Annotated in this window: 19 protein-coding genes; 11 read left to right on the forward strand and 8 right to left on the reverse strand. The window is 63.8% G+C overall.

The genetic code is table 11. The features are described 5' to 3' along the window. From putA to ACTHNZ_RS10065, 5 genes are all read left to right on the forward strand, one after another. Window positions 1-3,430: trifunctional transcriptional regulator/proline dehydrogenase/L-glutamate gamma-semialdehyde dehydrogenase (gene putA, locus ACTHNZ_RS10045; RefSeq protein ID WP_440542355.1), on the forward strand; the 3,430-nt coding region annotated here is incomplete at its 5' end. Window positions 3,431-3,515: 85 nt separating this feature from the next. Continuing rightward, entirely contained in the window at window positions 3,516-4,664 is a 1,149-nt protein-coding gene (locus ACTHNZ_RS10050) for a branched-chain amino acid ABC transporter substrate-binding protein (RefSeq protein WP_440542356.1), read from the forward strand. 244 nt (window positions 4,665-4,908) lie between these two features. After that, the gene (locus ACTHNZ_RS10055) at window positions 4,909-6,063 is read left to right on the forward strand and encodes a methionine aminotransferase (protein WP_440542357.1); all 1,155 of its coding nucleotides are present in this window, start codon (window positions 4,909-4,911) and stop codon (window positions 6,061-6,063) included. 9 nt (window positions 6,064-6,072) lie between these two features. Then, window positions 6,073-6,996 carry a carbon-nitrogen hydrolase family protein gene (locus ACTHNZ_RS10060; protein ID WP_440542358.1) on the forward strand — a complete coding sequence of 308 codons (924 nt, stop codon included), beginning with the start codon at window positions 6,073-6,075 and terminating at the stop codon, window positions 6,994-6,996. A gap of 63 nt (window positions 6,997-7,059) precedes the next feature. Continuing rightward, the gene (locus ACTHNZ_RS10065) at window positions 7,060-7,851 is read left to right on the forward strand and encodes an ABC transporter substrate-binding protein (RefSeq protein WP_440542359.1); all 792 of its coding nucleotides are present in this window, start codon (window positions 7,060-7,062) and stop codon (window positions 7,849-7,851) included. 26 nt (window positions 7,852-7,877) lie between these two features. On the opposite strand, the gene cadR is transcribed toward ACTHNZ_RS10065, so the two are convergent. Both cadR and ACTHNZ_RS10075 read right to left on the reverse strand, forming a co-directional pair. Beyond that, a complete protein-coding gene (gene cadR / locus ACTHNZ_RS10070) occupies window positions 7,878-8,309 on the reverse strand; it encodes a Cd(II)/Pb(II)-responsive transcriptional regulator (protein ID WP_440542360.1) in 432 nt (143 codons plus the stop codon). Window positions 8,310-8,465: 156 nt separating this feature from the next. After that, entirely contained in the window at window positions 8,466-8,669 is a 204-nt protein-coding gene (locus ACTHNZ_RS10075) for a hypothetical protein (protein ID WP_440542361.1), read from the reverse strand. Between the two features lie 9 nt (window positions 8,670-8,678). On the opposite strand from ACTHNZ_RS10075, the gene ACTHNZ_RS10080 reads away from it, so the two are divergent. Together ACTHNZ_RS10080 and ACTHNZ_RS10085 are read left to right on the forward strand one after the other, a co-directional pair. Further along, window positions 8,679-10,829 (forward strand): heavy metal translocating P-type ATPase, encoded by a 2,151-nt coding sequence (locus ACTHNZ_RS10080; protein ID WP_440542362.1) that lies wholly within the window; start codon window positions 8,679-8,681, stop codon window positions 10,827-10,829. A 328-nt stretch (window positions 10,830-11,157) separates the two neighbouring features. Beyond that, the gene (locus ACTHNZ_RS10085) at window positions 11,158-11,484 is read left to right on the forward strand and encodes a hypothetical protein (protein ID WP_440542363.1); all 327 of its coding nucleotides are present in this window, start codon (window positions 11,158-11,160) and stop codon (window positions 11,482-11,484) included. A gap of 165 nt (window positions 11,485-11,649) precedes the next feature. On the opposite strand, the gene ACTHNZ_RS10090 is transcribed toward ACTHNZ_RS10085, so the two are convergent. Next, window positions 11,650-11,949 carry a DUF3761 domain-containing protein gene (locus tag ACTHNZ_RS10090; RefSeq protein ID WP_440542380.1) on the reverse strand — a complete coding sequence of 100 codons (300 nt, stop codon included), beginning with the start codon at window positions 11,947-11,949 and terminating at the stop codon, window positions 11,650-11,652. A gap of 60 nt (window positions 11,950-12,009) precedes the next feature. Then, the gene (gene mnmE / locus ACTHNZ_RS10095) at window positions 12,010-13,413 is read right to left on the reverse strand and encodes a tRNA uridine-5-carboxymethylaminomethyl(34) synthesis GTPase MnmE (protein WP_440542364.1); all 1,404 of its coding nucleotides are present in this window, start codon (window positions 13,411-13,413) and stop codon (window positions 12,010-12,012) included. 339 nt (window positions 13,414-13,752) lie between these two features. On the opposite strand from mnmE, the gene ACTHNZ_RS10100 reads away from it, so the two are divergent. Next, the gene (locus ACTHNZ_RS10100; RefSeq protein WP_440542365.1) at window positions 13,753-14,175 is read left to right on the forward strand and encodes a transcriptional regulator; all 423 of its coding nucleotides are present in this window, start codon (window positions 13,753-13,755) and stop codon (window positions 14,173-14,175) included. A 159-nt stretch (window positions 14,176-14,334) separates the two neighbouring features. Here ACTHNZ_RS10100 and yidC read toward each other — a convergent pair whose 3' ends face one another. The 4 genes from yidC to rpmH form a co-directional block, all read right to left on the reverse strand. Then, complete coding sequence (gene yidC, locus ACTHNZ_RS10105; protein WP_440542366.1) at window positions 14,335-15,993, reverse strand: membrane protein insertase YidC; 1,659 nt, start codon at window positions 15,991-15,993, stop codon at window positions 14,335-14,337. Between the two features lie 30 nt (window positions 15,994-16,023). Further along, complete coding sequence (gene yidD / locus ACTHNZ_RS10110; protein ID WP_220274696.1) at window positions 16,024-16,254, reverse strand: membrane protein insertion efficiency factor YidD; 231 nt, start codon at window positions 16,252-16,254, stop codon at window positions 16,024-16,026. A gap of 91 nt (window positions 16,255-16,345) precedes the next feature. Beyond that, window positions 16,346-16,768, reverse strand: coding sequence for a ribonuclease P protein component (gene rnpA, locus ACTHNZ_RS10115; protein WP_440542367.1), 423 nt, complete (start codon window positions 16,766-16,768; stop codon window positions 16,346-16,348). 91 nt (window positions 16,769-16,859) lie between these two features. Further along, window positions 16,860-16,994 (reverse strand): 50S ribosomal protein L34, encoded by a 135-nt coding sequence (gene rpmH / locus ACTHNZ_RS10120; protein WP_004198824.1) that lies wholly within the window; start codon window positions 16,992-16,994, stop codon window positions 16,860-16,862. Window positions 16,995-17,448: 454 nt separating this feature from the next. Here rpmH and dnaA point away from each other — a divergent pair, with 454 nt between their 5' ends. From dnaA to gyrB, 3 genes are all read left to right on the forward strand, one after another. Next, window positions 17,449-19,032 (forward strand): chromosomal replication initiator protein DnaA, encoded by a 1,584-nt coding sequence (dnaA, locus tag ACTHNZ_RS10125; RefSeq protein WP_440542368.1) that lies wholly within the window; start codon window positions 17,449-17,451, stop codon window positions 19,030-19,032. A 253-nt stretch (window positions 19,033-19,285) separates the two neighbouring features. Then, window positions 19,286-20,389 (forward strand): DNA polymerase III subunit beta, encoded by a 1,104-nt coding sequence (dnaN, locus tag ACTHNZ_RS10130; RefSeq protein WP_440542369.1) that lies wholly within the window; start codon window positions 19,286-19,288, stop codon window positions 20,387-20,389. Between the two features lie 199 nt (window positions 20,390-20,588). Then, window positions 20,589-23,060 (forward strand): DNA topoisomerase (ATP-hydrolyzing) subunit B, encoded by a 2,472-nt coding sequence (gene gyrB / locus ACTHNZ_RS10135; RefSeq protein ID WP_440542370.1) that lies wholly within the window; start codon window positions 20,589-20,591, stop codon window positions 23,058-23,060. The last annotated feature ends 122 nt before the right edge of the window (window positions 23,061-23,182 follow it).

Below are 23,182 nucleotides of genomic sequence, written 5' to 3' on the forward strand. Positions count from 1 at the left end.
CGCGCTCATTCGCGACAAGATCAGCAAGGGCGATTGGAAGTCGCACGTCGGCCATGCGCCTTCGTTGTTCGTCAACGCGGCTACCTGGGGGCTCATGATCACGGGCAAGCTCGTGACGACCAACAGCGAAGCGGGGTTGTCCTCGGCGCTCACGCGCCTGATCGGCAAGGGCGGCGAGCCGCTCATCCGCAAGGGCGTCGATATGGCGATGCGCTTGATGGGCGAGCAGTTCGTCACGGGCGAAACGATTTCCGAAGCGCTCGCGAACAGCCGCAAATTTGAAGCGCGCGGCTTCCGCTATTCGTACGACATGCTCGGCGAAGCGGCCACGACCGAGGAAGACGCGCAGCGCTACTACGCGTCGTACGAACAAGCGATCCACGCCATCGGCAAAGCGGCCGGCGGCCGCGGCATCTACGAAGGCCCCGGCATCTCGATCAAGCTCTCGGCGCTGCATCCGCGCTATTCGCGCGCGCAGCAAGAGCGCACGATGAGCGAGTTGCTGCCGCGCGTGCGCTCGCTCGCCATCCTCGCTCGCCGCTATGACATCGGCCTCAATATCGACGCCGAGGAAGCCGACCGCCTCGAGCTCTCGCTGGATCTGCTGGAGGCACTGTGCTTCGATGCCGAACTGGCCGGCTGGAACGGTATCGGATTCGTCGTGCAGGCTTATCAAAAGCGCTGCCCGTTCGTCATCGACTACGTCGTCGATCTCGCTCGCCGCAGCCGTCACCGCATCATGGTGCGCCTCGTGAAGGGCGCGTACTGGGACAGCGAAATCAAGCGCGCGCAGCTCGACGGGCTCGAGGGCTACCCCGTCTACACGCGCAAGGTCTACACCGACGTGTCGTACCTCGCTTGCGCGAAGAAGCTGCTCGGCGCGCCCGATGCCGTCTATCCGCAGTTCGCGACGCACAATGCCTATACGCTGGCGGCGATCTATCACCTGGCCGGGCAGAACTACTACCCGGGCCAATACGAGTTCCAATGCCTGCACGGCATGGGCGAGCCGCTATACGAAGAAGTGACGGGGCGCGAAAAGCTGAATCGGCCGTGCCGCATCTACGCGCCCGTCGGCACGCACGAAACGCTGCTCGCCTACCTCGTGCGCCGCCTGCTCGAGAACGGCGCGAACACGTCGTTCGTCAATCGCATCGCCGATGAAACGGTGCCGGTTTCGGCGCTCGTCGCCGATCCCGTCGACGAGGCCTCGAAGGTCGTGCCGCTCGGTGCCCCGCATGCGAAGATCCCGCTGCCGCGCGATTTGTTCGGCAGCGAGCGGCTCAATTCCATGGGCCTCGATTTGTCGAACGAGCACCGCCTCGCGTCGCTGTCGTCGGCGCTGCTCGCGAGCGCCCATCACCCGTGGCGTGCGGCGCCGATGCTCGAGGGCGGCGAGCTGGCCGCATCGAGCGCGGCCGGCCGCAGCGAACACGTCGTGCGCAATCCGGCCGATCACCGCGATCTCGTCGGCACCGTCGTCGAAGCGACGCGCGAGGACGTGCACGCGGCGCTGGCCGCCGCCGTCGCCAGCGCACCGATCTGGCAAGCCACGCCGGTCTTTGCGCGCGCCGATTGCCTCGCGCGTACGGCCGATCTGCTCGAAGCGCAGATGCACACGCTGATGGGTCTCATCGTGCGCGAAGCCGGCAAGTCGCTGCCGAACGCGATCGCGGAAATTCGGGAAGCGGTGGACTTCCTGCGCTACTACTCGGCGCAGATCCGCGAGGAATTTTCGAACGACACGCACCGTCCGCTCGGGCCGGTGGTTTGCATCAGCCCGTGGAACTTCCCGCTCGCGATCTTCATGGGGCAGGTGGCCGCGGCGCTTGCGGCCGGCAACACCGTGCTCGCCAAGCCCGCCGAGCAAACGCCGTTGATCGCGGCGCAGGCCGTGCGCCTGCTGCGTGAGGCGGGCGTGCCCGCCGGCGCGGTGCAACTGCTGCCCGGCGACGGCGAAACGGTCGGCGCCGCGCTCGTGGCCGATGCGCGCACGCGCGCCGTCATGTTCACGGGCTCGACGGAAGTGGCGCGCCTCATCAACAAGACGCTCGCCGATCGCCTCGATCCGGACGGCAAGCCGATTCCGCTGATCGCGGAGACGGGCGGGCAGAACGCGATGATCGTCGACTCGTCGGCGCTCGCGGAACAAGTCGTCGCCGACGTCATGCAGTCGGCCTTCGATTCGGCCGGCCAGCGCTGCTCGGCACTGCGCGTGCTGTGCTTGCAGGACGACGTGGCCGATCGCACGCTGACGATGCTCAAGGGAGCAATGCATGCGCTCTCTTTGGGCAATCCCGACCGGTTGTCCACGGACGTAGGCCCCGTCATCGATGCCGAGGCGAAGCGCACGATCGACACGCACGTCGCACAGCTGCGCGAGAAGGGACGCACGATCACGCAATTGCCGCTGCCCGACGTCTGCGCGCATGGCACGTTCGTGCCGCCGACGCTGATCGAACTCGACGGCATCGATGAGCTCAAGCGTGAAGTGTTCGGCCCGGTGCTGCACGTGATCCGCTATCGCCGCAGCGCGCTCGACAAGCTGCTCGAACAGATCCGTGCGACGGGCTACGGCCTGACGCTCGGGATTCATACGCGGATCGACGAAACGATCGCGCACGTCATCTCGCGCGCGCACGTCGGCAACATCTACGTCAACCGCAATGTGATCGGCGCCGTCGTCGGCGTGCAGCCGTTCGGCGGGGAAGGGTTGTCGGGTACCGGGCCGAAGGCCGGTGGCGCGCTCTATCTGCAGCGCCTGTTGGCCAAGCGCCCGTCCGGCCTGCCGAAGTCGCTCGCGGCCTCGCTCATCGCCGACGGCGCGGGGCAATCGGAGAAAGCGGCGGAGGACAGCGGTACGCCGGGCTCGCCGCGTGCCGCGCTGACGGCGCTGCGCGATTGGCTCATCGCCGAGCGGCAACCGCAGTTGGCCGCGCGCTGCGACGGCTATCTCGCAAACATGCCGGCCGGCGCGACGGCGGTGTTGCCGGGCCCGACGGGCGAGCGCAACACGTACACGCTCGGTGCGCGCGGCAAGGTATCCTGCGTGCCTTCGACGGCGAGCGGCGCGCGTGCCCAGTTTGCGGCCGTGTTGGCGACGGGCAATCGCGCGGTGTTTTCGGGCGCGGCCGGCGAGGCACTCGTGGCCGCGCTGCCGGCGCAGCTCAAGCCGTTCGCCGAGGTGCGCAAGAGCGCCGATGCGCCGTTCGACGCCGTGTTGTTCGAAGGCGACAGCGACGAGTTGCTCGCGCTCGTGAAGGAAGTGGCCAAGCGCCCCGGCCCGATCGTGTCGGTGCAGGGCGTCTCGACGCACGCGCTCGAGAACGGCGATGAAGACTACGCGCTCGAGCGGCTGCTGACGGAGCGCTCGGTGAGCGTGAATACGGCCGCCGCCGGCGGCAATGCGAATTTGATGACGATCGGCTGAGCAACCCTTGTCGGTCGAATCAAAACCGGGAGCGGCGCGGCGACCCCGAAACCGCTTCCAACTACCTTGGGATCTAGGAGAAGCTATGCAGCACAAAATGAAAACGCTGGCAGGCGCGACGCTGGTGGCCGCAATGTCGCTGGTGGGGACCGCACAGGCGCAACAGGCAGAACAAGTGAAGATCGGCTTCGCCGGCCCGATGACGGGCCCGCAAGCGCACTACGGCACCGATTTCCAAAACGGCGTGAAGCTCGCGATTGCCGACATGAATGCGACGAAGCCCGTGATCGGCGGCAAGCAAGTCGAATTCGTGCTCGACTCGGCGGATGACCAGGCCGACCCGCGCACGGGTACGACGGTGGCGCAAAAGCTCGTCGACGACGGCATCAAGGGCATGATCGGCCACTTCAACTCGGGCACGACGATCCCGGCTTCGCGCATCTACGCGAACGCCGGCATCCCCGAAGTTGCGATGGCCACGGCGCCCGAGTACACGCAGCAAGGGTTCAAGACGACGTTCCGCATGATGACTTCGGACACGCAGCAAGGTTCGGTCGCGGGCACGTTCGCGGTGAAGAACCTCGGCATGAAGAAGATCGCGATCGTCGATGACCGCACGGCATACGGCCAAGGTCTGGCCGATCAATTCGCGAAGGCCGCGAAAGCTGCGGGCGCAACGATCGTCGACCGTGAATTCACGAACGACAAGGCCGTGGACTTCAAGGGCATCCTGACCAAGCTGAAGGCCGCCAGTCCCGACTTGATCTACTTCGGCGGCGCCGACGCGCAAGCCGCGCCGATGGCCAAGCAAATGAAGTCGCTGGCGATCAAGGCCCCGCTGATGGGCGGCGAAATGCTGCACACGCCCGACTTCCTGAAGATCGCCGGCCCGGCCGCCGACGGCACCTATGCCTCGCTGGCAGGCTTGCCGCTCTCGGACATGCCCGGCGGCAGCCAGTACGTCGCAAAGTACAAGAAGGCGTTCGGCACCGACGTCGAAACCTACTCGCCGTATGCCTACGATGGCACGATGGCGCTGTTGACGGCAATGAAGAAGGCCAATTCGACGGATCCGGCGAAGTACCTGCCGGAACTCGCGAAGACCAACATGCCGGGCGTGACGACCACCCACCTCGCCTATGACGAGCACGGTGATCTGAAGAACGGCGGCATCACGATCTACAAGGCCGAAAACGGCCAGTGGAAGCCGCTGCAAAGCGTCGGCGCGAAGTAATCGCGATTCGCCGAACGCATCGCTGCTCAGGCGTTGCGCCAAGGGCCCCGCGGGTGGATGCCTCCCGCGGGGCCTTTTTCGTTGGTCGCTCGTCTTTGTACCCACGACGTCTTCGCACCCATGAGAAAAACGCATGGTGCGCATGAAGAAGTTTCGATTGTGCGAGCGATTTCGGCGGGGCTAAATCTGCATCCATGCATGAGAGGCGACAACCGCCTCGTCAATGAAAGCGCAAGGAGAGCAGATGCGAAGCGCCCTCGAGCCTCGCTCGAAGCTGCCCGATGTGGGCACGACGATCTTTACGGTGATCGGCCAACTCGCGGCCGAATACGACGCGCTGAATCTTTCGCAAGGCGCACCGAACTTCGCCCCCGATCCCGAGCTCGTCGAAGCCGTCTCGGCCGCGATGCGGCGCGGACACAATCAATATGCGCCGATGGCGGGTGTCGAGCGTCTGCGCGAGGCCGTCGCCGAGAAGATCGAGCGTCTATACGGCGCGCGCTATGACGCGGGGCGCGAGGTGACGATCATCGCCAGTGCGAGCGAGGGGCTGTACGCGGCCATCAGTGCGCTCGTGCATTCCGGCGACGAAGTCATCTATTTCGAGCCCTCGTTCGACAGCTACGCGCCGATCGTGCGGCTGCAAGGCGCGAAACCCGTGGCGATCAAGCTATCGCCGCAAGACTTCCGCATCGATTGGGATCTCGTTGCGGCAGCTGTGACGCCGCGCACGCGCATGATCATCGTCAACACGCCGCACAATCCGAGCGCGACGATCTTCGACGCGCACGACGTCGCTCGCTTGAGCGCGCTCGTCCACGGCACCGATATCGTCGTGCTGTCCGATGAAGTCTACGAGCACGTCGTCTTCGACGGTGCCGTTCATCAGAGCATGGCACGGCATCCGGCGCTGGCCGAACGCAGCGTCGTCGTGTCGTCGTTCGGCAAGACGCACCACGTAACGGGCTGGCGCGTCGGCTATTGCTTGGCTCCCGCAGCGTTGATGGCCGAGATTCGCAAGGTGCACCAATTCATGGTGTTCGCGGCGGACACGCCGATGCAGCACGCGTTAGCCGAGGCGTTGGCGCAGCCCGCCAGCTATCTCGGGCTGGCCGCGTTTTACGAGCGCAAGCGCGATCTGCTTGCCGGTGCATTGGCGCAATCGCGTTTCGAGCTGCTCCCGAGCCGCGGCAGCTTCTTCATGCTCGCGCGTTTTCGCGGGTTTTCGGACGAGCGCGACAGCGACTTCGTGCAACGCCTCATTCGCGATGCACGTGTGGCGACGATTCCGCTTTCGGCGTTCTATACGGATGGGACCGATACGGGCGTGATCCGGCTGAGTTTCTCGAAGGACGATGCGACGCTCGTCGAGGGCGCGCGGCGCCTGTGCACGGTGTAAGGAGGCGGCGTGACGAGCAACCGTAGTAGTGCGAATCTTTCGGACGACGCAGGACGGGGCGCGCTCCAAGACGCGACGGCCGCCGTCGTGCAGATGAGCAGCACCGACGACGTCGCGCGCAACCTAGGGGAGGCGCGCCGCTGGGTGGAAGCGGCGGCGCGCGAGGGCGCAACGCTCGTCGTGCTGCCCGAGTACTTCTGCTGGATCGGCACCGACGAGCGCGAGCGCGTGGCATTGGCCGAGCGGTTCGGCGAAGGGCCGATTCAAGCAGCGCTCGCTGCGCTTGCACGCGAGACGGGCGTGTGGCTCGTCGGCGGAACGATGCCCATCGTTCCTGACGATGCGGCCGGCAATGGCGGCATGGAGCGAGCCTACAACGCGTGCCTGTTGATCGATCCGTCGGGCCGTAGCGTCGCGCGTTACGACAAGCTGCATCTGTTCAGCTTCAGCGATGGCCGCGAGCAGCATGCCGAGGCCGATACGATGGTGCCGGGCGAACGCATCGGGCATGCGGCGACGCCGTTCGGCGAAATGCGGCTATCGATTTGCTATGACCTTCGCTTTCCCGAGCTTTATCGCGTGGCGCCGGCTCCCGACGTCATTGCGGTGCCGGCCGCGTTCACCCATGCCACCGGCCTCGCGCATTGGGAATTGCTGCTGCGAGCACGGGCGGTCGAAAACCAAGCCTACGTGCTCGCGGCCGGGCAGTGCGGCACGCATCCGAACGGCTGGCGCACGTTCGGTCGTAGCATGATCGTCGGGCCATGGGGCGAGATTCTCGCGTCGCGCGATGAGGCCGAGCCCGGGATTGCGATTGCGCGGCTCGAGCGCGGAGCGCTCAGCGCCGTACGCGCGCGTCTGCCTGCGCTGATGCATCGAAGAATCGCGGCCCCCGCCGATATCGCAACGTCGCCGGCCATGCGTCGTCGGTAAACGGCGTTCCACATGTAACCAGGTAATCAGGTAAACAGGTCAACAGACCCTAGGAGATCGACCATGAAGCGAATCGACATTCGGCTGGCGTTTGCATTCGCGTGCGCGCTCGCGACCGTATCCACGCCGGCGCTCGCCGAGGCGACGACGATGCGCTTCGGCATCGAGGCGCAATATCCGCCGTTCGAATCGAAAGACGCGAGCGGCCGCTTGCAAGGGCTCGACGTCGACATCGGCAATGCGGTTTGCCGGCAGGCGCATCTCACCTGCTCATGGGTCGAGACTTCGTTCGACGGGCTGATTCCGGCGCTTCAAGGGCGCAAGTTCGACGCCATCAACTCGTCGATGAACGCAACGGCGCAGCGCCGCCAGGCCATCGATTTCACGACCGTCATCTACCGCGTACCGACGCAGTTGATCGCGCGCGCCGGCAGCGGCTTGGATGCCACGGCCGAATCGCTGAAGGGCAAGCACGTCGGCGTGCTGCAAGGCTCGATTCAAGAGGCCTATGCGAAGGCGCATTGGGCGCCGGCGGGCGTCGACGTCGTTTCGTATCAGGATCAGAACCAGGTCTATAGCGATCTCGTTGCCGGTAGGCTCGACGGCACGCTCGTGCTGGCCCCGGCGGGTCAAAAGGGTTTTCTCTCGCAGCCGGATGGCAAGGGCTTCTCGTTCGTGGGACAACCGGTGCGCGACGACAAGATCCTCGGCACTGGCATCGCTTTCGGCATTCGCAAGGGGGACGACGCGTTGCGCGGGCGGCTCGATGCGGCGATTGCGAAGCTGCAGGCCGACGGCACCGTGAAGGCGCTCGCGCACAAGTATCTCGGCGATATCGACGTCTCGGCGAAGTAGGCCGCGGCGTACGCTCGCCGAGACGTTCAGCCGATGTGCGTCCGCTTGGCGGGCGCCGGCAATGTTTCCATCGTGGCGAGCCCGTGAACGATGCCGCATGCATCGACGGTGCCAGCACCTTTGCATTGCTCGCGCAATTCGATCAGTTGCGCCTTGAGGTGGTGGAGTTCGGCCAGTCGCGTGTCGACATGGCCGATGTGCGCATCGAGCAGCGCGTCGATCGATTCGCAGCGGTCCGAATGCCGGTCCGCCAACCGCAGCAGCGTGCGGATCTCGTCGTGCGTCATGTCCAGTGCGCGGCAGTTGCGGATGAAGCGAAGCCGCTCGGTGTGCTCGGGTCCATAGCTGCGGTAGTTCGCCAGCGTGCGCTGGGCGTCCGGCATCAGCCCCTCTTTCTCGTAGAAGCGGATCGTTTCGGTCGTGCAATGAGCGGCTTTCGCCAATTCGCCGATTTTCATGGGAATCTCCCGGTGGTCGTGGGTTGACCTTGGAGTGGCTACAGGGTGTTAACTGTACTCCAACGGTTTTCCGAGGGCATTTCCATGACGCGATCGCTTCGCGCGGATCAATTGCATTGCCATGATGGCAGCGGGGCGGGGCAGCACCCGCATCATTCATGTGACGGCGAGCACGGGCAGGCGGATGCGCGCAGCCACAGCCGCGCCGCTTCGAGCTGCACTGCAGAGCACGGTCGTCGACATGATGACCTCGGCCGTGACCAAAGCCGTGCCGCCCCGAACTGCGCGGCCGAACATGGCCATGGGCATGATCATCACGACCACGACCACGACCACGCGCACGACGAATGCTGTGCTCATGAGGCGTCGATGCTCGCGCCGCTACCCGCCGCATCGAAGCATGCCAACGGCATCGAGACGACGATCCGCATCATGCAGATGGATTGTCCGACCGAAGAGGCCCTCATTCGCGGCAAGCTCGACGGCATGCCTGCGGTCACGGGTCTCGCCTTCAATCTGATGCAACGCACGCTCACGGTCGTGCATGCGCCCGGCGCCGAGCCGGCGGTTCTCGATGCCATTCGTTCACTCGGCTTCGTGCCGGAGCTGCCGGATCCGGCATCACGGATGCAGCCCGTCGCCGAACCGGCCCGCTCGTGGTGGCCGCTCGCGCTGGCCGCGGTGGCGGCGATCGCATCGGAAGCCGCGACTTGGTTCGGCGTTTCCCCTTGGATCGCCGGCGGCTGTGCCGGCTTCGCGCTCGCCCTGAGCGGGCTCGGCACGTACCGCAAGGGATGGATCGCGATCCGGCACGGCAACCTGAACATCAACGCGTTGATGAGCATCGCGGTAACGGGCGCGATGGCGTTGCGCCAATGGCCCGAGGCAGCGATGGTCATGGTGCTGTTCGCGCTTGCAGAGCGAATCGAGGCAATGTCGCTCGATCGCGCCCGCAACGCGATTCACGCGCTGATGCGGTTGGCGCCGGAGACGGCGACGGTCCAGGGCAGCGACGGCTCATGGTCGAGCGTTGAAGCGAAGACGGTGCCGATCGGCGCGCGCGTGCGGGTGGCACCGGGCGAGCGCATCGCGCTCGACGGTGAAATCGTCGCGGGCGAATCGAGCGTCAATCAGGCGCCGATTACGGGCGAGAGCCTGCCCGTCGATAAACGGCCGGGCGATGCGGTGTTCGCGGGGACGATCAACGAGGCGGGATCGTTCGAGTATCGCGTCAGCGCGTCGGCCGATGGCACGACGCTCGCGCGCATCATCCACGCGGTGGAGCAGGCCCAGGGCAAGCGCGCGCCGACGCAGCGTTTCGTCGACCGCTTCGCACGCGTCTATACGCCGATCGTCTTCGCATGTGCGCTGCTCGTTGCCGTTCTGCCGCCGCTCGTGACAGGCGGCGCCTGGCGCGAATGGATCTACCGTGCGCTCGTCATGCTCGTCATCGCGTGCCCGTGCGCGCTCGTGATTTCGACCCCGGTATCGATCGTGAGCGGACTCGCGGCGGCGGCGCGGCGCGGGATTTTGATAAAGGGCGGCGTCTACCTCGAGGAAGGGCGCAAGCTGGCCTGGCTCGCGCTCGACAAGACCGGGACAATTACGGCGGGCAAGCCTGCGCAGACCGATTTAGAGCCGCAAGCGGATATCTCGGCCATCGACTGCCGCGAATTCGCGGCGGCACTCGCGGCGCGATCCGATCATCCGGTTTCGCGCGCGATCGTCAAAGCGGCCGACGAGGCGAGCGACGGGCTTGGAAAGGCGCATAAAGCGCTGTCCGTCGATGGCTTCGAAGCGTTGCCCGGCCGCGGTGTGGCGGGAGAGATCGACGGGAGGCGTTATTGGCTCGGTAACGCGCGGCTCGCTCGCGAGCGGGGGCACCTCACCGATGCTGTCGAGATGCGTGCCGGCGAGCTCGAGCGGTTGGGCCGATCGGTCGTCATGCTGATGGACGACGGCCGCGTGCTTGCGTTGTTCGCCGTGGCTGACACGGTCAAAGAGACGAGCCGCGCGGCGATCGCCCAATTGCATGCGCTCGGCATTCGGACCGCCATGTTGACGGGCGACAACACGCATACGGCGCGCGCGATCGCGGCTGAAGTCGGCATCGACGATGTACGCGGCGACCAATTGCCGGATGACAAGCTGAACGCGATCGAATCGCTCTCGGCCGACGGCCGCTCGGTGGGCATGGTCGGCGATGGCATCAACGATGCGCCGGCCTTGGCGCGCGCGCGGATCGGCTTCGCCATGGGCGCGATGGGCAGCGACGCGGCGATCGAAACGGCCGACGTCGCGCTGATGGACGACGACTTGCGCAAGATCCCTGCGTTCGTGCGCTTGTCGCGCGCGACCTATGCGGTGCTCGTGCAGAACATCGTTTTTGCGTTGACGGTCAAGGCGATCTTTTTGGCGTTGACGCTCGTAGGGCTGGGGACGATGTGGATGGCCGTGTTCGCCGATGCGGGCGCGAGCCTGATCGTCGTCGCAAACGGGTTGCGGTTGCTGCGTCGCTAAGTGCACGGATTTTGCGCGCCAGTCGATGCATTCCAGCGACGACGGTGGCGCCCGTTACCGATGAGCGCGGCGTGCCACCGCGCCTTTGTGGCGGGGTGCCTCGCATAGTGGGGTCGGGTGGTTCGACCGCGTATCGGCGAATGAATTCGTCGATTGGCGGCCCACTCGTCAGTGCGTTCGCCTAGACTGGAAAACGCCATTCGCCGCTACCTCCTCCGTGCGGCGCCGGCGGGCGACCGTGTTCGATCGACGCGGGCGGATGACGACTAGGGGTAACCGTATTGGGTTACCGAGGCTCATCGAAGACCGGTTCGTGAAGGAGTCGACCATGCTTCAAACTAGCGAAATTCAAAAGCGGTTTTCTCACATTCAGCAAACGATCGGCGAAGCGACGCGTAGCTGCCAGAGCGCGCAGTCGGTGCCGCAAGACTTGAAGCGCTGTGTCGAGGAACTCGACAAGGAGTGCAAGACCGCGCAATCGGCGATGAAATCGCAGGACGAAGATCGGATGCGCGAATGCATCGACTCGCTCGAGGAGATCGGCGATCGGGCCGAGCGGGCGTGTCAGCAGGCGGGCAGCGTCGATGGCGATCTGAAGCGCGCCGTCTCGACGATGCATTCCGAGTTGTCGGATTTGAAGCGGCAGTTGCATTGAGTTTCGTGCGAGGCTGAAGGACATCGATGCCATCCACGGCCACACCATCGGCCGCGATCGGATTGTGCCGGAGAATAGGGGGCGGCCCGCGACGCGAGTTTATAGGGCGACGTCAACGACGAGAAGTGAAGAAGTGAACTGCAACGGCTACTTCGGGCCACCTCTTCACTCCCACTGCGCTACGCCGCCGTGTCGCGAGCAGGTGCCTGAATGATGGCGGCTGAAGCTATAGGTGCCATCGGCGCATTTTGCCGAGGCGCCGGTAGGCACCTCTCCCGACTTCGTTTTCGACGGCGAGTGCACTTCTTCGCCGTATTTGTTGCGGTAATGCCGATGCGATGTCAGGCCGGATTCGTTTGGCTCCGCCCAAGCATTGGACGACGTGCGCGCGAAGACGGTGGGCGATAAGAACAGCGTGGAGGCCGCGACGACTGCGTAGGCGATCAGTCGCGTCACTTTCGGCATTGACGGGTACATGCATGGTCCCCTGTTGATTTTAGTCGTCGTCGCGGGGCTCAGCGTGCCTTACTTCCCAATACAAAACCGACTAAAAATCACGCCAAGCAGATCATCCGACGTGAACTCCCCGGTGATCGAGTTCAACTCTTCCTGAGCCAGCCGCAGCTCTTCGGCGAATAAATCGAGCGACTGCGCACGCTCTTGCGCGTGGTCCGTCGCGAGCGCCACATGATCCTGCGCCGCGCGCAGCGCGATCAAATGCCGCTCGCGCGCGAGATAGACGCTCTCGGTTCCCGCTTGCCAGCCCGCGATCCTCAGCAACTCCGCGCGCAATAGATCGATGCCGACGCTCTTCTTCGCCGACAGCCGAATTTCGCAGACTTCCGAATCGCCCGCGCCAGCGGCCTGCCGATTCACCGAAGCCCCAACGTCGGTCAAATCCGTTTTGTTCAGCACGCGCACGACAGGCACGCCGGCCGGAAACCGCCCTGCAATCACGACATCGTCTTCAGTCATCCCCGAACGCGCGTCGAGCAGATGCAAGACGACGTCCGCGCGCTCGATTTCGCTCCACGTTCGAGCGATGCCGATCCGCTCGACCTCGTCCTCGGTTTCGCGCAACCCGGCCGTATCGATGACGTGCAGGGGAATGCCTTCGATCTGAATCGTCTGCGTGACCTTGTCGCGCGTCGTTCCCGCAATCGGCGTCACGATCGCCAATTCGGCACCCGCCAACGCATTGAGCAGCGACGATTTGCCCACGTTCGGCTGCCCCGCGAGCACCACCGACAATCCTTCCCGCAGGAGCGCCCCCTTGCGAGCGTCGCCGAGAATCTTCTCGAGCCGTACGCGAATATGTGCGAGCTTGCCGTGAGCGTCTGCAGCTTCGAGAAAGTCGATCTCCTCTTCCGGAAAATCGAGCGTCGCTTCAACGAGCATCCGCAATGCAATCACTTCATCGACGAGCGCATGAATATCGGCCGAGAACGCGCCATCGAGCGATCGGCCCGCCGAGCGTGCCGCCGCTTCGGTGCTCGCTTCGATTAGATCGGCGACGGCTTCCGCTTGCGCCAGATCGAGCTTGTCGTTCAGAAACGCGCGCCGTGTGAACTCGCCCGGCTCGGCCAGCCGCAGATCGAACGCCTGCCCCGCTTCGAGGCACCGCTGCAGCACGAGCTGAAGCACCACAGGCCCGCCGTGGCCCTGCAATTCGAGAACATGCTCGCCCGTGTACGAATGCGGCGCCGGAAAGTAGATCGCGATCCCACGATCGAGCACGTTGCCGCCCCCATCGACGAACGGCACGTAACTGGCATGGCGCGGCGCCAAGGTTTGTCCACATAGCGCATTCATCCAAGCCAACGCAGCCGCTTCACCCGCTCGTCCGCAGGACACGCGCACGACTCCGATCCCCCCGCGTCCAGGAGCAGTGGCGATGGCGACAATCGGATCGGAATCGAGAGGGAGCATGGGCGACCGGGAGCAATGCGTAGCGGCTTATATGGCCGGCATTGTAACGTGGCAAGGTCCGACACCCTTCGATCTCAGGCGACCTTCCCGCGAACCGTTACCATAGTTAAGATTTATCTCGATCAAGATAGCTTAAAATTAGGACCAAGCGAAGTGTAAGCCGTAGGGGTAGCCTGCGGTATGGGCGCAGCGCCACGCGCCATACGGCTTTCTGAGCATAGGCTGTCGCGTGCACGGAGCCGACCACCGATTCCGGGTACCCAGTAATGGTGCCCGATCAAGCTAAAGCTGACCCGGCCGGTTGTCTTCTCGATATGGACGGGATTGCACAATTTGCCGATGCCAACCGTCGAAGAAAAAGCGGCGTTCTCCGAGCGCCTCAAGTTCGCTTTGCAGCGCAGCCCCGAGAAAGTGCTGGGCGGGACACAACTCGCATTGCATTTCAACTTGCGGCATCACGGCGATCAGCCCATTTCCCCTCAAACGGCCCACAAATGGTTAACGGGCCGCACCATCCCGACGCCCGACAAGCTCGAAACGCTGGCGCATTGGTTGCGCGTCGATTTGCATTGGCTTCATTACGGCCCGCCGCCGAGCGTGGCCGCGCGCACGACGCCAAAGCCGCTCCCTCGCGATGAAAAATATCCGCTGACGCCCGAGACGATCGAGCTCGCATCGAAAATCGAATCGCTCTCGCCGCATCACCGCTATCTCGTGCAGGAACTCGTCGAGCAGTTCTATGGCGACGGCGGCGAACGATAAGGACCGTTCACGCTTGCCTTTTACGCAAGGCGAGAAGGCGCCGAAGCAAAAAAATCGCCCGGTGCGGTTCACGATGAACCGCACCGGGCGATTGATTTTCGAGTCTTGAACCGCGGTTCGCCGGCGCGCAGCCTATGCCGCGCGCCGGCGATACGACGATCAGGCTGCCTTTTTCTTGGCCGCGCCCATCACGCGCGTGATGTAGTACTGCTGCGTGATCGACAGCACGTTGTTCACGACGTAGTAGAGCACCAGGCCGGCCGGGAAGAAGAAGAACATGACCGAAAACGCGATCGGCATGAACATCATCATCTTGGCCTGTACCGGGTCCGGGGGCGTCGGGTTCAAGCGCGTCTGCAGGAACATCGACACGGCCATCAACACGGGCAGGATGAAGTACGGGTCTTGCTGCGAGAGGTCGTGAATCCAGAGAATCCACGGCGCGCCGCGCATTTCGACCGACGAGAGCAGCACCCAGTACAGCGAGATGAACACCGGGATCTGAATGACGATCGGCAGGCAGCCGCCGAACGGGTTCACCTTCTCGGTCTTGTAGAGCTCCATGAGCGCCGCGTTCATCTTCTGCGGATCGCTCTTGAGCCGCTCGCGCAGCGCTTGCATGCGCGGCGTGATCTCCTTCATGCGCGCCATCGACCGATAGCTCGCCGCCGACAGCGGGAAGAACACGGCCTTGATCAGCACCGTGAGCAGCACGATCGCCCAGCCCCAGTTGCCAACCACACCGTGGATCTTCTCGAGCAGCCAGAACAGCGGCTTGGCGATGATCGTCACGTAGCCGTAGTCCTTCACGAGTTCGAGCCCCGGCGCGATGCCTTCGAGCACGCGCTCTTCCTCGGGACCGGCGAACAGGCGGGCGGAAACGTCGGTCGACTGTCCCGGCGCGATCGACGAGAGCGGCTGCTGCACGCCGATGCGATAGAGCGTCGGATCGATTTTCTCGACGTAGATGTTGCGCGGCGCGCCTTGCTGCGGAATCCACGCCGTCGCGAAGTAGTGCTGAATCATCGCGACCCAGCCGTTGTCGGCCGAAGTGGCAACGTCGACCTTGTTCTTGTCGATGTCGCTGAACGTGATCTTCTGGAAGTGGTGCGCGTTCGTGTAGAGCGCCGGCCCGAGGAACGTATGCGAGAAGCGCGGCGTATCGACGGGCTGGCTGTCGCGCACGAGCTCCATGTAGAGGCTCGGCTTGACCGGCACGCTGCCGACGTTCTCGACCTTCGTGTCGACGCCGATCACGTAGCTGCCGCGCGTGAACGTGTAGGTCTTGACGACCTTGAGCCCACCCTTGACCGGCGATTCGAGCGACACCTTCAGCGTCTTCTGATCGGGGCTCAGCGTGAGCGGGCCCGGAACCGGCGTGAAGATGTCGTTGTGATTCGGGAAGTCGCCGCCGATGAGGCCCGTGCGAGCGAGATAGGTGTGCTTGGCCGTGTGGTCGAACAGCGTTTCGTTGAGCGGTGCGCCCTTCGGATCGGCGTTCTTCGTCAGGACGAGCTTTTCGAGCGTGCCGCCGCGCGTATCGATCTCGCCGTCATAGACGTCGGTGCTGAAATGAATCAGCTGCGCCGCGGCTTGCGGCTGGCTCGGCGCGGTGCCGGCGGCCGGCGCGGCCGCGCTCGGCGTGGCGGCCGTTTCGGAGCCGGGCGTGCTCGATGCCGGGCTGCTTGCGCTCGTTTGCGTATGCGTCGGGTTCGGGAAGAACATCGACGGGCGTCCGTGATCGCGTTGCCAGTTGTCGAACAGCATGATCGCTGACACGAAGAAGATCGCCCATAGGATGGTGCGTTTGATATCCATGCGTGGTCTCAGAGTCGATGGAGCGGCGTTTCAGCGCTTTTTCGGGGGTGCGGGCGGAACGAGATCGATCCCGCCCTCGGAAAACGGATGGCAGCGACATAAGCGCTTCACCGCGAGGTAACTCCCGCGCGCGGCGCCATGATACTGGATTGCCTCGCGCGCGTAATCCGAACAGGAAGGATAAAAACGGCATCGGCTGCCGAGCAGAGGGCTTACGGCAACCTTATACAGACGCAACAACGCGATCAGCACCGTTTGCATAGCATCGGGGCACGAGGCTCCCGTCAGGCGGCGAAGCGCGCGAACCGACACTGAAACGGCACCGGGCGCACGCACACGCACGTCAAAGAGATCAATCTTGCGCCGAATCGGAAGGAGTCGGCGCAGCCTGGCGCCGCGCGATCTCGCGCGCCACCTTGCCCAGCAGCATCTCGATCTCCGTTCGGACGATCGTTCTCAAAGGCGGCGATACGGCGCTCGGCAGCGCGGCTTTATCGAAGCGCGTGGACAAGCGCAGCAGCAGATCCCATCCGTCGAATTCGGCGCGGCGCAGACGAAAATTCTCGCGCGCGATCCGTTTCACGAGATTGCGCGTCGCGGCTCGCGGGGCAAACTTTTTGCCGACGACGAGCCCGAGCCGGGCTGCCTGCCCCGTCGGCCGCGCGTAGACGACGAAATGCGTCGAGCGTCGCCACGGGCGCAAACGAAAAACGGATGAGAACTCATCCGTTTTGAGAAGCCTCGCGGCTTTGGGGAAGGCTGCTGGCGCTCGCAACGGAACCGGGCCCTATCAAGAAGTGCAGCCGGTGCCGCAAGCACCCGCGTAAGACGCGGACGACGGCTACGGCGTCGCGTCGCCTTCGACCTTAGATGGCCAGACGCTTGCGGCCCTTGGCGCGGCGTGCGTTGATCACTTTACGGCCGCCGGCGGTCTTCATGCGCACGCGAAAGCCATGGGTGCGTTTGCGGCGCGTAACGGACGGTTGGTAAGTACGTTTCATGTCGATCTCACTTGAGAATGGACCGCGTACGCATCGGCACTAAGTAAGCTCGCGCGGGTGAGCGCGATGAACGCTAGGCAATGGGCCGGGGTCGAACGGGTCGAAAAAAGAGTGTTCGCTTTCGCGGGAACCCGTTATTTAAACCGCTTTTCTCTTGGCCGTCAATACTTTACGTGCATTGCCGGCACTTTCCCGCCCGCCGCGCCAGGGCAAGCCATCGCACGCGATGCACGATCCGGCCCTGTGGATAACTCCCTGGGCCGGCCCGTTTGGCGGTAGAATCTCGCCTTACTTCAAGAATCCAGCACGTCGCTCCGCATGCGCCGGCTCGCCGCAAACCCTTGTGGCGACGGGCCGCGGGGCTCGCTCGCTTTTGCTGCACCGGGTCCATCCGCCGCGCGATGCGCGAAGGAGGGCGGCGGCGGGTGTTCGTGCCTTAAAAGACATCACCTTGATGAACGAATTCTGGCAACACTGTTCCGCACTGCTGGAGCGCGAGTTGACGCCTCAGCAGTACGTGACGTGGATCAAACCGTTGGCCCCGGTCGCCTTCGACGCAGCCGCGAATACGTTGTCCATCGCCGCGCCGAACCGCTTCAAGCTCGACTGGGTCAAGAGCCAGTTTTCGGGCCGCATCTCCGATCTCGCCCGCGATTTTTGGCAGGCGCCCGTCGAAGTCCAATTCGTCCTCGATCCGAAGGCGGCCCTGCGCCCGAGCGCCGGTGCGCCTTCGTCGGTCCCGCTGCCGCGCGTGCCGGCTTCGGCGGCCGCTGCCATGAGCGCGGCCGGCCTTCCGTTCGAGGGCGGCGGGGCAGGTATGGGCGTACCTGCGCAAAAAGCGGCCGGCGGCTTTGCCGGCGGGCAAGCGCAAACGCCGGCGGCAAATGGCGCGCTCGACGACGCGGCCGATCTCGATCTGCCGAGCGTCGACGCCCACGAGGCCGCGGCCGCGCGCCGCACCTGGCGCCCGGGTTCGGGCGCCGCGCCGGCCAGCCCCGCATCGGAATCGATGTACGAGCGCTCGAAGCTCAACCCGGTGCTGACGTTCGACAATTTCGTCACCGGCAAGGCCAATCAGCTGGCCCGCGCGGCGGCGATCCAAGTGGCCGACAACCCCGGCATTTCGTACAACCCGTTGTTTCTGTACGGCGGCGTGGGCCTCGGCAAGACGCACCTGATTCACGCGATCGGCAACCAGCTTTTGCAGGACAAGGCCGGCGCGCGTATTCGCTACATCCACGCCGAGCAATACGTGTCGGATGTCGTGAAGGCGTACCAGCGCAAGGCGTTCGACGACTTCAAGCGCTACTATCACTCGCTCGATCTGCTGCTCATCGACGATATTCAGTTCTTCTCGGGCAAATCGCGGACGCAGGAAGAATTCTTCTACGCGTTCGAGGCACTCGTCGCGAACAAAGCGCAGGTCATCATCACGAGCGATACGTACCCGAAAGAGATTTCGGGCATCGACGACCGGCTCATTTCGCGCTTCGACTCGGGCTTGACGGTGGCGATCGAGCCGCCCGAGCTCGAAATGCGCGTGGCGATCTTGATGCGCAAGGCGCAATCCGAAGGCGTGAGCCTATCCGAGGACGTCGCGTTCTTCGTCGCGAAGCATTTGCGCTCGAACGTGCGCGAGCTCGAAGGCGCGCTGCGCAAGATTCTCGCGTACTCGAAGTTCCACGGGCGCGAGATCACGATCGAGCTGACGAAGGAAGCGCTCAAGGATCTGCTGACGGTGCAAAACCGCCAGATCTCCGTCGAAAACATTCAGAAGACCGTCGCCGACTTCTACAACATCAAAGTCGCCGACATGTATTCGAAGAAGCGCCCGGCCAACATCGCGCGGCCGCGGCAAATCGCAATGTATCTCGCCAAGGAGCTCACGCAAAAGAGCTTGCCCGAGATCGGCGAGCTGTTCGGCGGGCGCGATCACACCACGGTGCTCCACGCCGTGCGCAAGATTGCCGACGAGCGCGGCAAGGACGCGCAGTTGAACCACGAACTGCACGTGCTCGAGCAAACCCTGAAAGGCTGAGCGGGCGGTGAGCGGGGCTTCGTCGAGCCCGCGCTCCATGCGCCCCCGGTTTTGGCGGGATCCGTCTGTTTTTCAGGCACAATATAGGTTTGGCCCCCTGTGCTTCGCGGCGCGAGCGAGGCGGGGATGAAAGCGCGGGAACAACGCGCGGGCAGATGGGCGAAGGCGCGCAGGAAATGCGGGGTATCGGCGCTTTCGTCGAATGAACTGCCGGGTGAGGCGGAGTTTGCCGTCATATCAACGAAGGAACCCTATGCAACTGGTCAAGACCGAACGAGATAACCTCCTAAGGCCGCTGCAAACCGTGAGCGGCATCGTCGAACGCCGCCATACGTTGCCGATCCTCGCAAACTTGCTGATCACCAAGAACGGCCCGGATGTGTCGTTTCTGTCGACTGACCTCGAGTTGCAAATCACGACGCGCGCCGATTTCGGCGTGGGCGGCGAATCGGTTGCCACGACGGTGGCGGCGCGCAAGCTGCTCGATATCCTGCGTGCGATGCCGGACGGCCAGGTCAGCTTGACGCTGGCCGACAAGCGCTTGACGGTGCAATCGGGCAAGAGCCGCTTTGCGCTGCAGACGCTTGCCGCGGACGAATTCCCGACGGTCGCGCAGGCGAAAGATTACGGCGCGAGCTTGACCGTTCCGCAAAAGACGTTCCGCCAGTTGCTGGGCATGGTCTATTTCGCGATGGCCCAGCAGGACATCCGCTACTACCTGAACGGGATGCTGCTGGTGGTAGACGGCGGCCAGTTGATGGCCGTGGCCACGGACGGCCACCGGCTCGCGTTTTCGTCGATGAAGATCGAGGGCGACTTCCCGCGCCAGGAAGTGATCATTCCGCGCAAGACGATTCTCGAATTGCAGCGTCTGCTCGAAGACATCGACGACACGCTGCGTATCGACATCGCCTCGACGCAAGTGAAATTCACGTTCGGCCAGGTCGAGCTCGTCTCGAAGCTCGTGGAGGGCAAATTCCCCGACTTCCAGCGCGTGATTCCGAAGGCGCACAAGAACACGTTCGTGATCGGCCGCGACGAATTGCAGCGTTCGCTGCAGCGCGCGGCGATTTTGACGTCGGACAAGTTCAAGGGCGTGCGCTGCGTGATCGAGCCGGGCCAGCTCAAGATCATGTCGACGAACGCCGATCAGGAAGAAGCACAGGAAGAACTCGAGATCGCCTACCAGGGCGACATGATCGACATGGGCTTCAACGTGACGTATCTGCTCGACGTGCTCGCGAATCTGAAGGTGGACATGCTGCAGGTGAGCGTCGGCGACGCCAGCTCGAGCGCGCTCATCACGATCCCCGAGAACGACGAGTTCAAATACGTCGTCATGCCGATGCGCATCTAGTGACTCGGGCGCACCGATAACGAGACATGACCAAGGGGCGCAGCGCCCCTTTGGCGTTTCTTATAGGGCGTGCGAAATGAGCCGCCTACCGCCGGCCCCGACCCGGGGCAAAGAAAACCAGTGCCGCTGCCTGGTCTTTTTGGGGCGTTCGACGTATCGCGCGGCACAACCGCAGTGAATGCAGAACCGGAACATATCCATGAGTGAACAGCACAATACGCAACCCGACAACAGCTATGGCGCCTCGTCGATTCAGATCCTCGAGGGTCTGGAGGCGGTGCGCAAGCGCCCCGGGATGTACATCGGCGACACGTCGGACGGCACCGGTTTGCACCACCTCGTGTTCGAGGTGCTCGACAATTCGATCGACGAAGCCCTGGCGGGCTATTGCAACGACATCCAAGTGATCATCCACGCGGACAATTCGATTTCCGTGACCGACAACGGCCGCGGCATTCCGACGGGTATCAAGCGTGACGACAAGCACGATCCGAAGCGCAGCGCCGCTGAAATCGTGATGACCGAGCTGCATGCGGGCGGCAAGTTCGACCAGAACAGCTACAAGGTATCGGGCGGCCTACACGGCGTGGGCGTTTCTTGCGTGAACGCGCTTTCGCGCTGGTTGCGCTTGACGGTGCGCCGCGACGGCAAGAAGCACTTCATGGAATTTCACCGTGGTGTGCCGCAGAACCGCGTGATCGAGGAAGTGGACGGGGAGCGCGTATCGCCGATGCAGTTCGTGGGCGACACCGAGAACCGCGGCACTGAAGTGCACTTCATGGCCGATGAAACGATCTTCGGCTCGATCGAATATCACTACGACATTCTCGCGAAGCGCATTCGCGAGCTTTCGTTTCTCAACAACGGCGTGCGGATTCGCTTGACCGATCAGCGCTCGGGCAAGGAAGACGATTTCGCGCTTGCTGGGGGCGTGAAGGGCTTCGTCGAATTCATCAACAAGACGAAGCAGGTGCTGCACCCGACGATTTTCCATATCAACGGCGAGAAGGACGACGTCGGTGTGGAAGTGGCGATGCAGTGGAACGACAGCTACAACGAGAACGTGCTGTGCTTCACGAACAACATTCCGCAGCGCGACGGCGGCACGCACCTGACCGGGTTGCGCGCGGCGATGACGCGCGTGATCAACAAGTACATCGCCGATCACGAGATCGCGAAGAAGGCGAAGGTCGAGACGTCGGGCGACGATATGCGCGAGGGCTTGTCGTGCGTGTTGTCCGTGAAGGTGCCGGAGCCGAAGTTCAGTTCGCAGACGAAGGACAAGCTCGTGTCGTCGGAAGTGCGTGCGCCGGTGGAAGAAGTCGTGGCCAAGGCGCTCGAGGAGTTTCTGCTCGAGACGCCGAACGACGCGAAGATCATTTGCGGCAAGATCGTCGATGCGGCGCGGGCGCGCGATGCCGCGCGCAAGGCGCGTGAGATGACGCGGCGCAAGGGCGTGCTCGACGGCGTGGGGCTACCCGGCAAGCTGGCCGATTGCCAGGAGAAGGACCCGGCGAAGTCGGAGATCTACATCGTCGAGGGTGACTCGGCGGGCGGATCGGCGAAGCAAGGGCGTGACCGTAAGTTTCAGGCGATCTTGCCGCTGCGCGGCAAGGTGCTGAACGTGGAGAAGGCACGTTACGACAAGTTGTTGTCGTCGGAGCAGATCGTCACGCTGATTACGGCGCTGGGTTGCGGGATCGGGAAGGAAGATTACAACCTCGACAAGCTGCGGTATCACCGCATCATCATCATGACCGATGCGGACGTGGACGGCGCGCACATTCGCACGCTGCTGCTGACGTTCTTCTATCGTCAGATGCCCGAGATGATCGAGCGCGGCTATATCTATATCGCGCAGCCGCCGCTTTATAAGGTGAAGGCTGGGAAGGACGAGCGGTATTTGAAGGACGGTGCCGAGTTGAACGCGCATATGCTGCGGCTCGCGTTGCAGGGGTCGGAGCTCGTACCGGCGGAAGGGGCGGCGCCGATCGCTGGCGATGCGCTGGGCGAATTGGCGCGGTCGTATTTGCTGGCGCAGGGCGTGGTCGAGCGGTTGAGCCGGCTTTACGACGCGCAATCGCTCGAGGCCGTGATGGATGGCGTCGTGATCGATTTGAGCAGCGAGGCGGCGGCGGAGGCCTCGGCGAAGGCGTTGGAAGCGGCGCTGCAGAGCGATCCGATGAAGCCCGAGGTTGCCGTGCATGCGATGTACGACGCGGTGCGCGAGCTCAGGTCGATTCGCGTGGAGCGGCGGCACCATGGGAATGTGAAGAAGACGGTTATCGATGCGGATTTCTTGCTGACGGCCGATTATCAGCAGCTCGTGAATACGGCCAATACGTTCAAGGGGTTGATTAGCGCTGGGGCGTTGATCAAGCGTGGCGAGCGGAGCATGGCTGTGTCGGGCTTCAAGAGCGCGATGCGGTGGCTGATTGCCGATGCCGAACGGAACGTTTCGAAGCAGCGGTATAAGGGGCTCGGCGAGATGAACCCCGGGCAGCTCTGGGAAACGACGATGGACCCGAACGTGCGGCGGTTGCTGCGCGTGCAGATCGAGGATGCGATTGCTGCGGATGGGATCTTTACTACGCTCATGGGCGATGAGGTCGAACCTCGGCGGGCGTTTATCGAAAGTAATGCGCTAAGGGCGGGGAATATTGATGTTTGAGGGGGGATAACCTCACCCGTTCGTAGTTCCGGAACCCATAAGCCGAGAGGTTTATGGGTTTTTACCTTCATGGACGCCCTGAGGGGCGGTCCTCCGACGGACACCGTTGTATGCGAGGCGTG

This window comes from Trinickia sp., assembly GCF_051953955.1.
Lineage (GTDB): Bacteria > Pseudomonadota > Gammaproteobacteria > Burkholderiales > Burkholderiaceae > Trinickia.

Coding starts and splice junctions, on each gene's coding strand:
- ACTHNZ_RS10085 (WP_440542363.1), top strand. CDS start 11,158: ATGCTTCAAACTAGCGAAATTCAAAAGCGGTTTTCTCACATTCAGCAA.
- ACTHNZ_RS10090 (WP_440542380.1), bottom strand. CDS start 11,949: ATGCCGAAAGTGACGCGACTGATCGCCTACGCAGTCGTCGCGGCCTCC.
- cadR (WP_440542360.1), bottom strand. CDS start 8,309: ATGAAAATCGGCGAATTGGCGAAAGCCGCTCATTGCACGACCGAAACG.
- ACTHNZ_RS10080 (WP_440542362.1), top strand. CDS start 8,679: ATGCTCGCGCCGCTACCCGCCGCATCGAAGCATGCCAACGGCATCGAG.
- rpmH (WP_004198824.1), bottom strand. CDS start 16,994: ATGAAACGTACTTACCAACCGTCCGTTACGCGCCGCAAACGCACCCAT.
- yidD (WP_220274696.1), bottom strand. CDS start 16,254: ATGCAAACGGTGCTGATCGCGTTGTTGCGTCTGTATAAGGTTGCCGTA.
- ACTHNZ_RS10075 (WP_440542361.1), bottom strand. CDS start 8,669: ATGAGCACAGCATTCGTCGTGCGCGTGGTCGTGGTCGTGGTCGTGATG.
- yidC (WP_440542366.1), bottom strand. CDS start 15,993: ATGGATATCAAACGCACCATCCTATGGGCGATCTTCTTCGTGTCAGCG.
- dnaN (WP_440542369.1), top strand. CDS start 19,286: ATGCAACTGGTCAAGACCGAACGAGATAACCTCCTAAGGCCGCTGCAA.
- ACTHNZ_RS10100 (WP_440542365.1), top strand. CDS start 13,753: ATGCCAACCGTCGAAGAAAAAGCGGCGTTCTCCGAGCGCCTCAAGTTC.
- gyrB (WP_440542370.1), top strand. CDS start 20,589: ATGAGTGAACAGCACAATACGCAACCCGACAACAGCTATGGCGCCTCG.
- dnaA (WP_440542368.1), top strand. CDS start 17,449: ATGAACGAATTCTGGCAACACTGTTCCGCACTGCTGGAGCGCGAGTTG.
- ACTHNZ_RS10065 (WP_440542359.1), top strand. CDS start 7,060: ATGAAGCGAATCGACATTCGGCTGGCGTTTGCATTCGCGTGCGCGCTC.
- ACTHNZ_RS10050 (WP_440542356.1), top strand. CDS start 3,516: ATGCAGCACAAAATGAAAACGCTGGCAGGCGCGACGCTGGTGGCCGCA.
- ACTHNZ_RS10055 (WP_440542357.1), top strand. CDS start 4,909: ATGCGAAGCGCCCTCGAGCCTCGCTCGAAGCTGCCCGATGTGGGCACG.
- mnmE (WP_440542364.1), bottom strand. CDS start 13,413: ATGCTCCCTCTCGATTCCGATCCGATTGTCGCCATCGCCACTGCTCCT.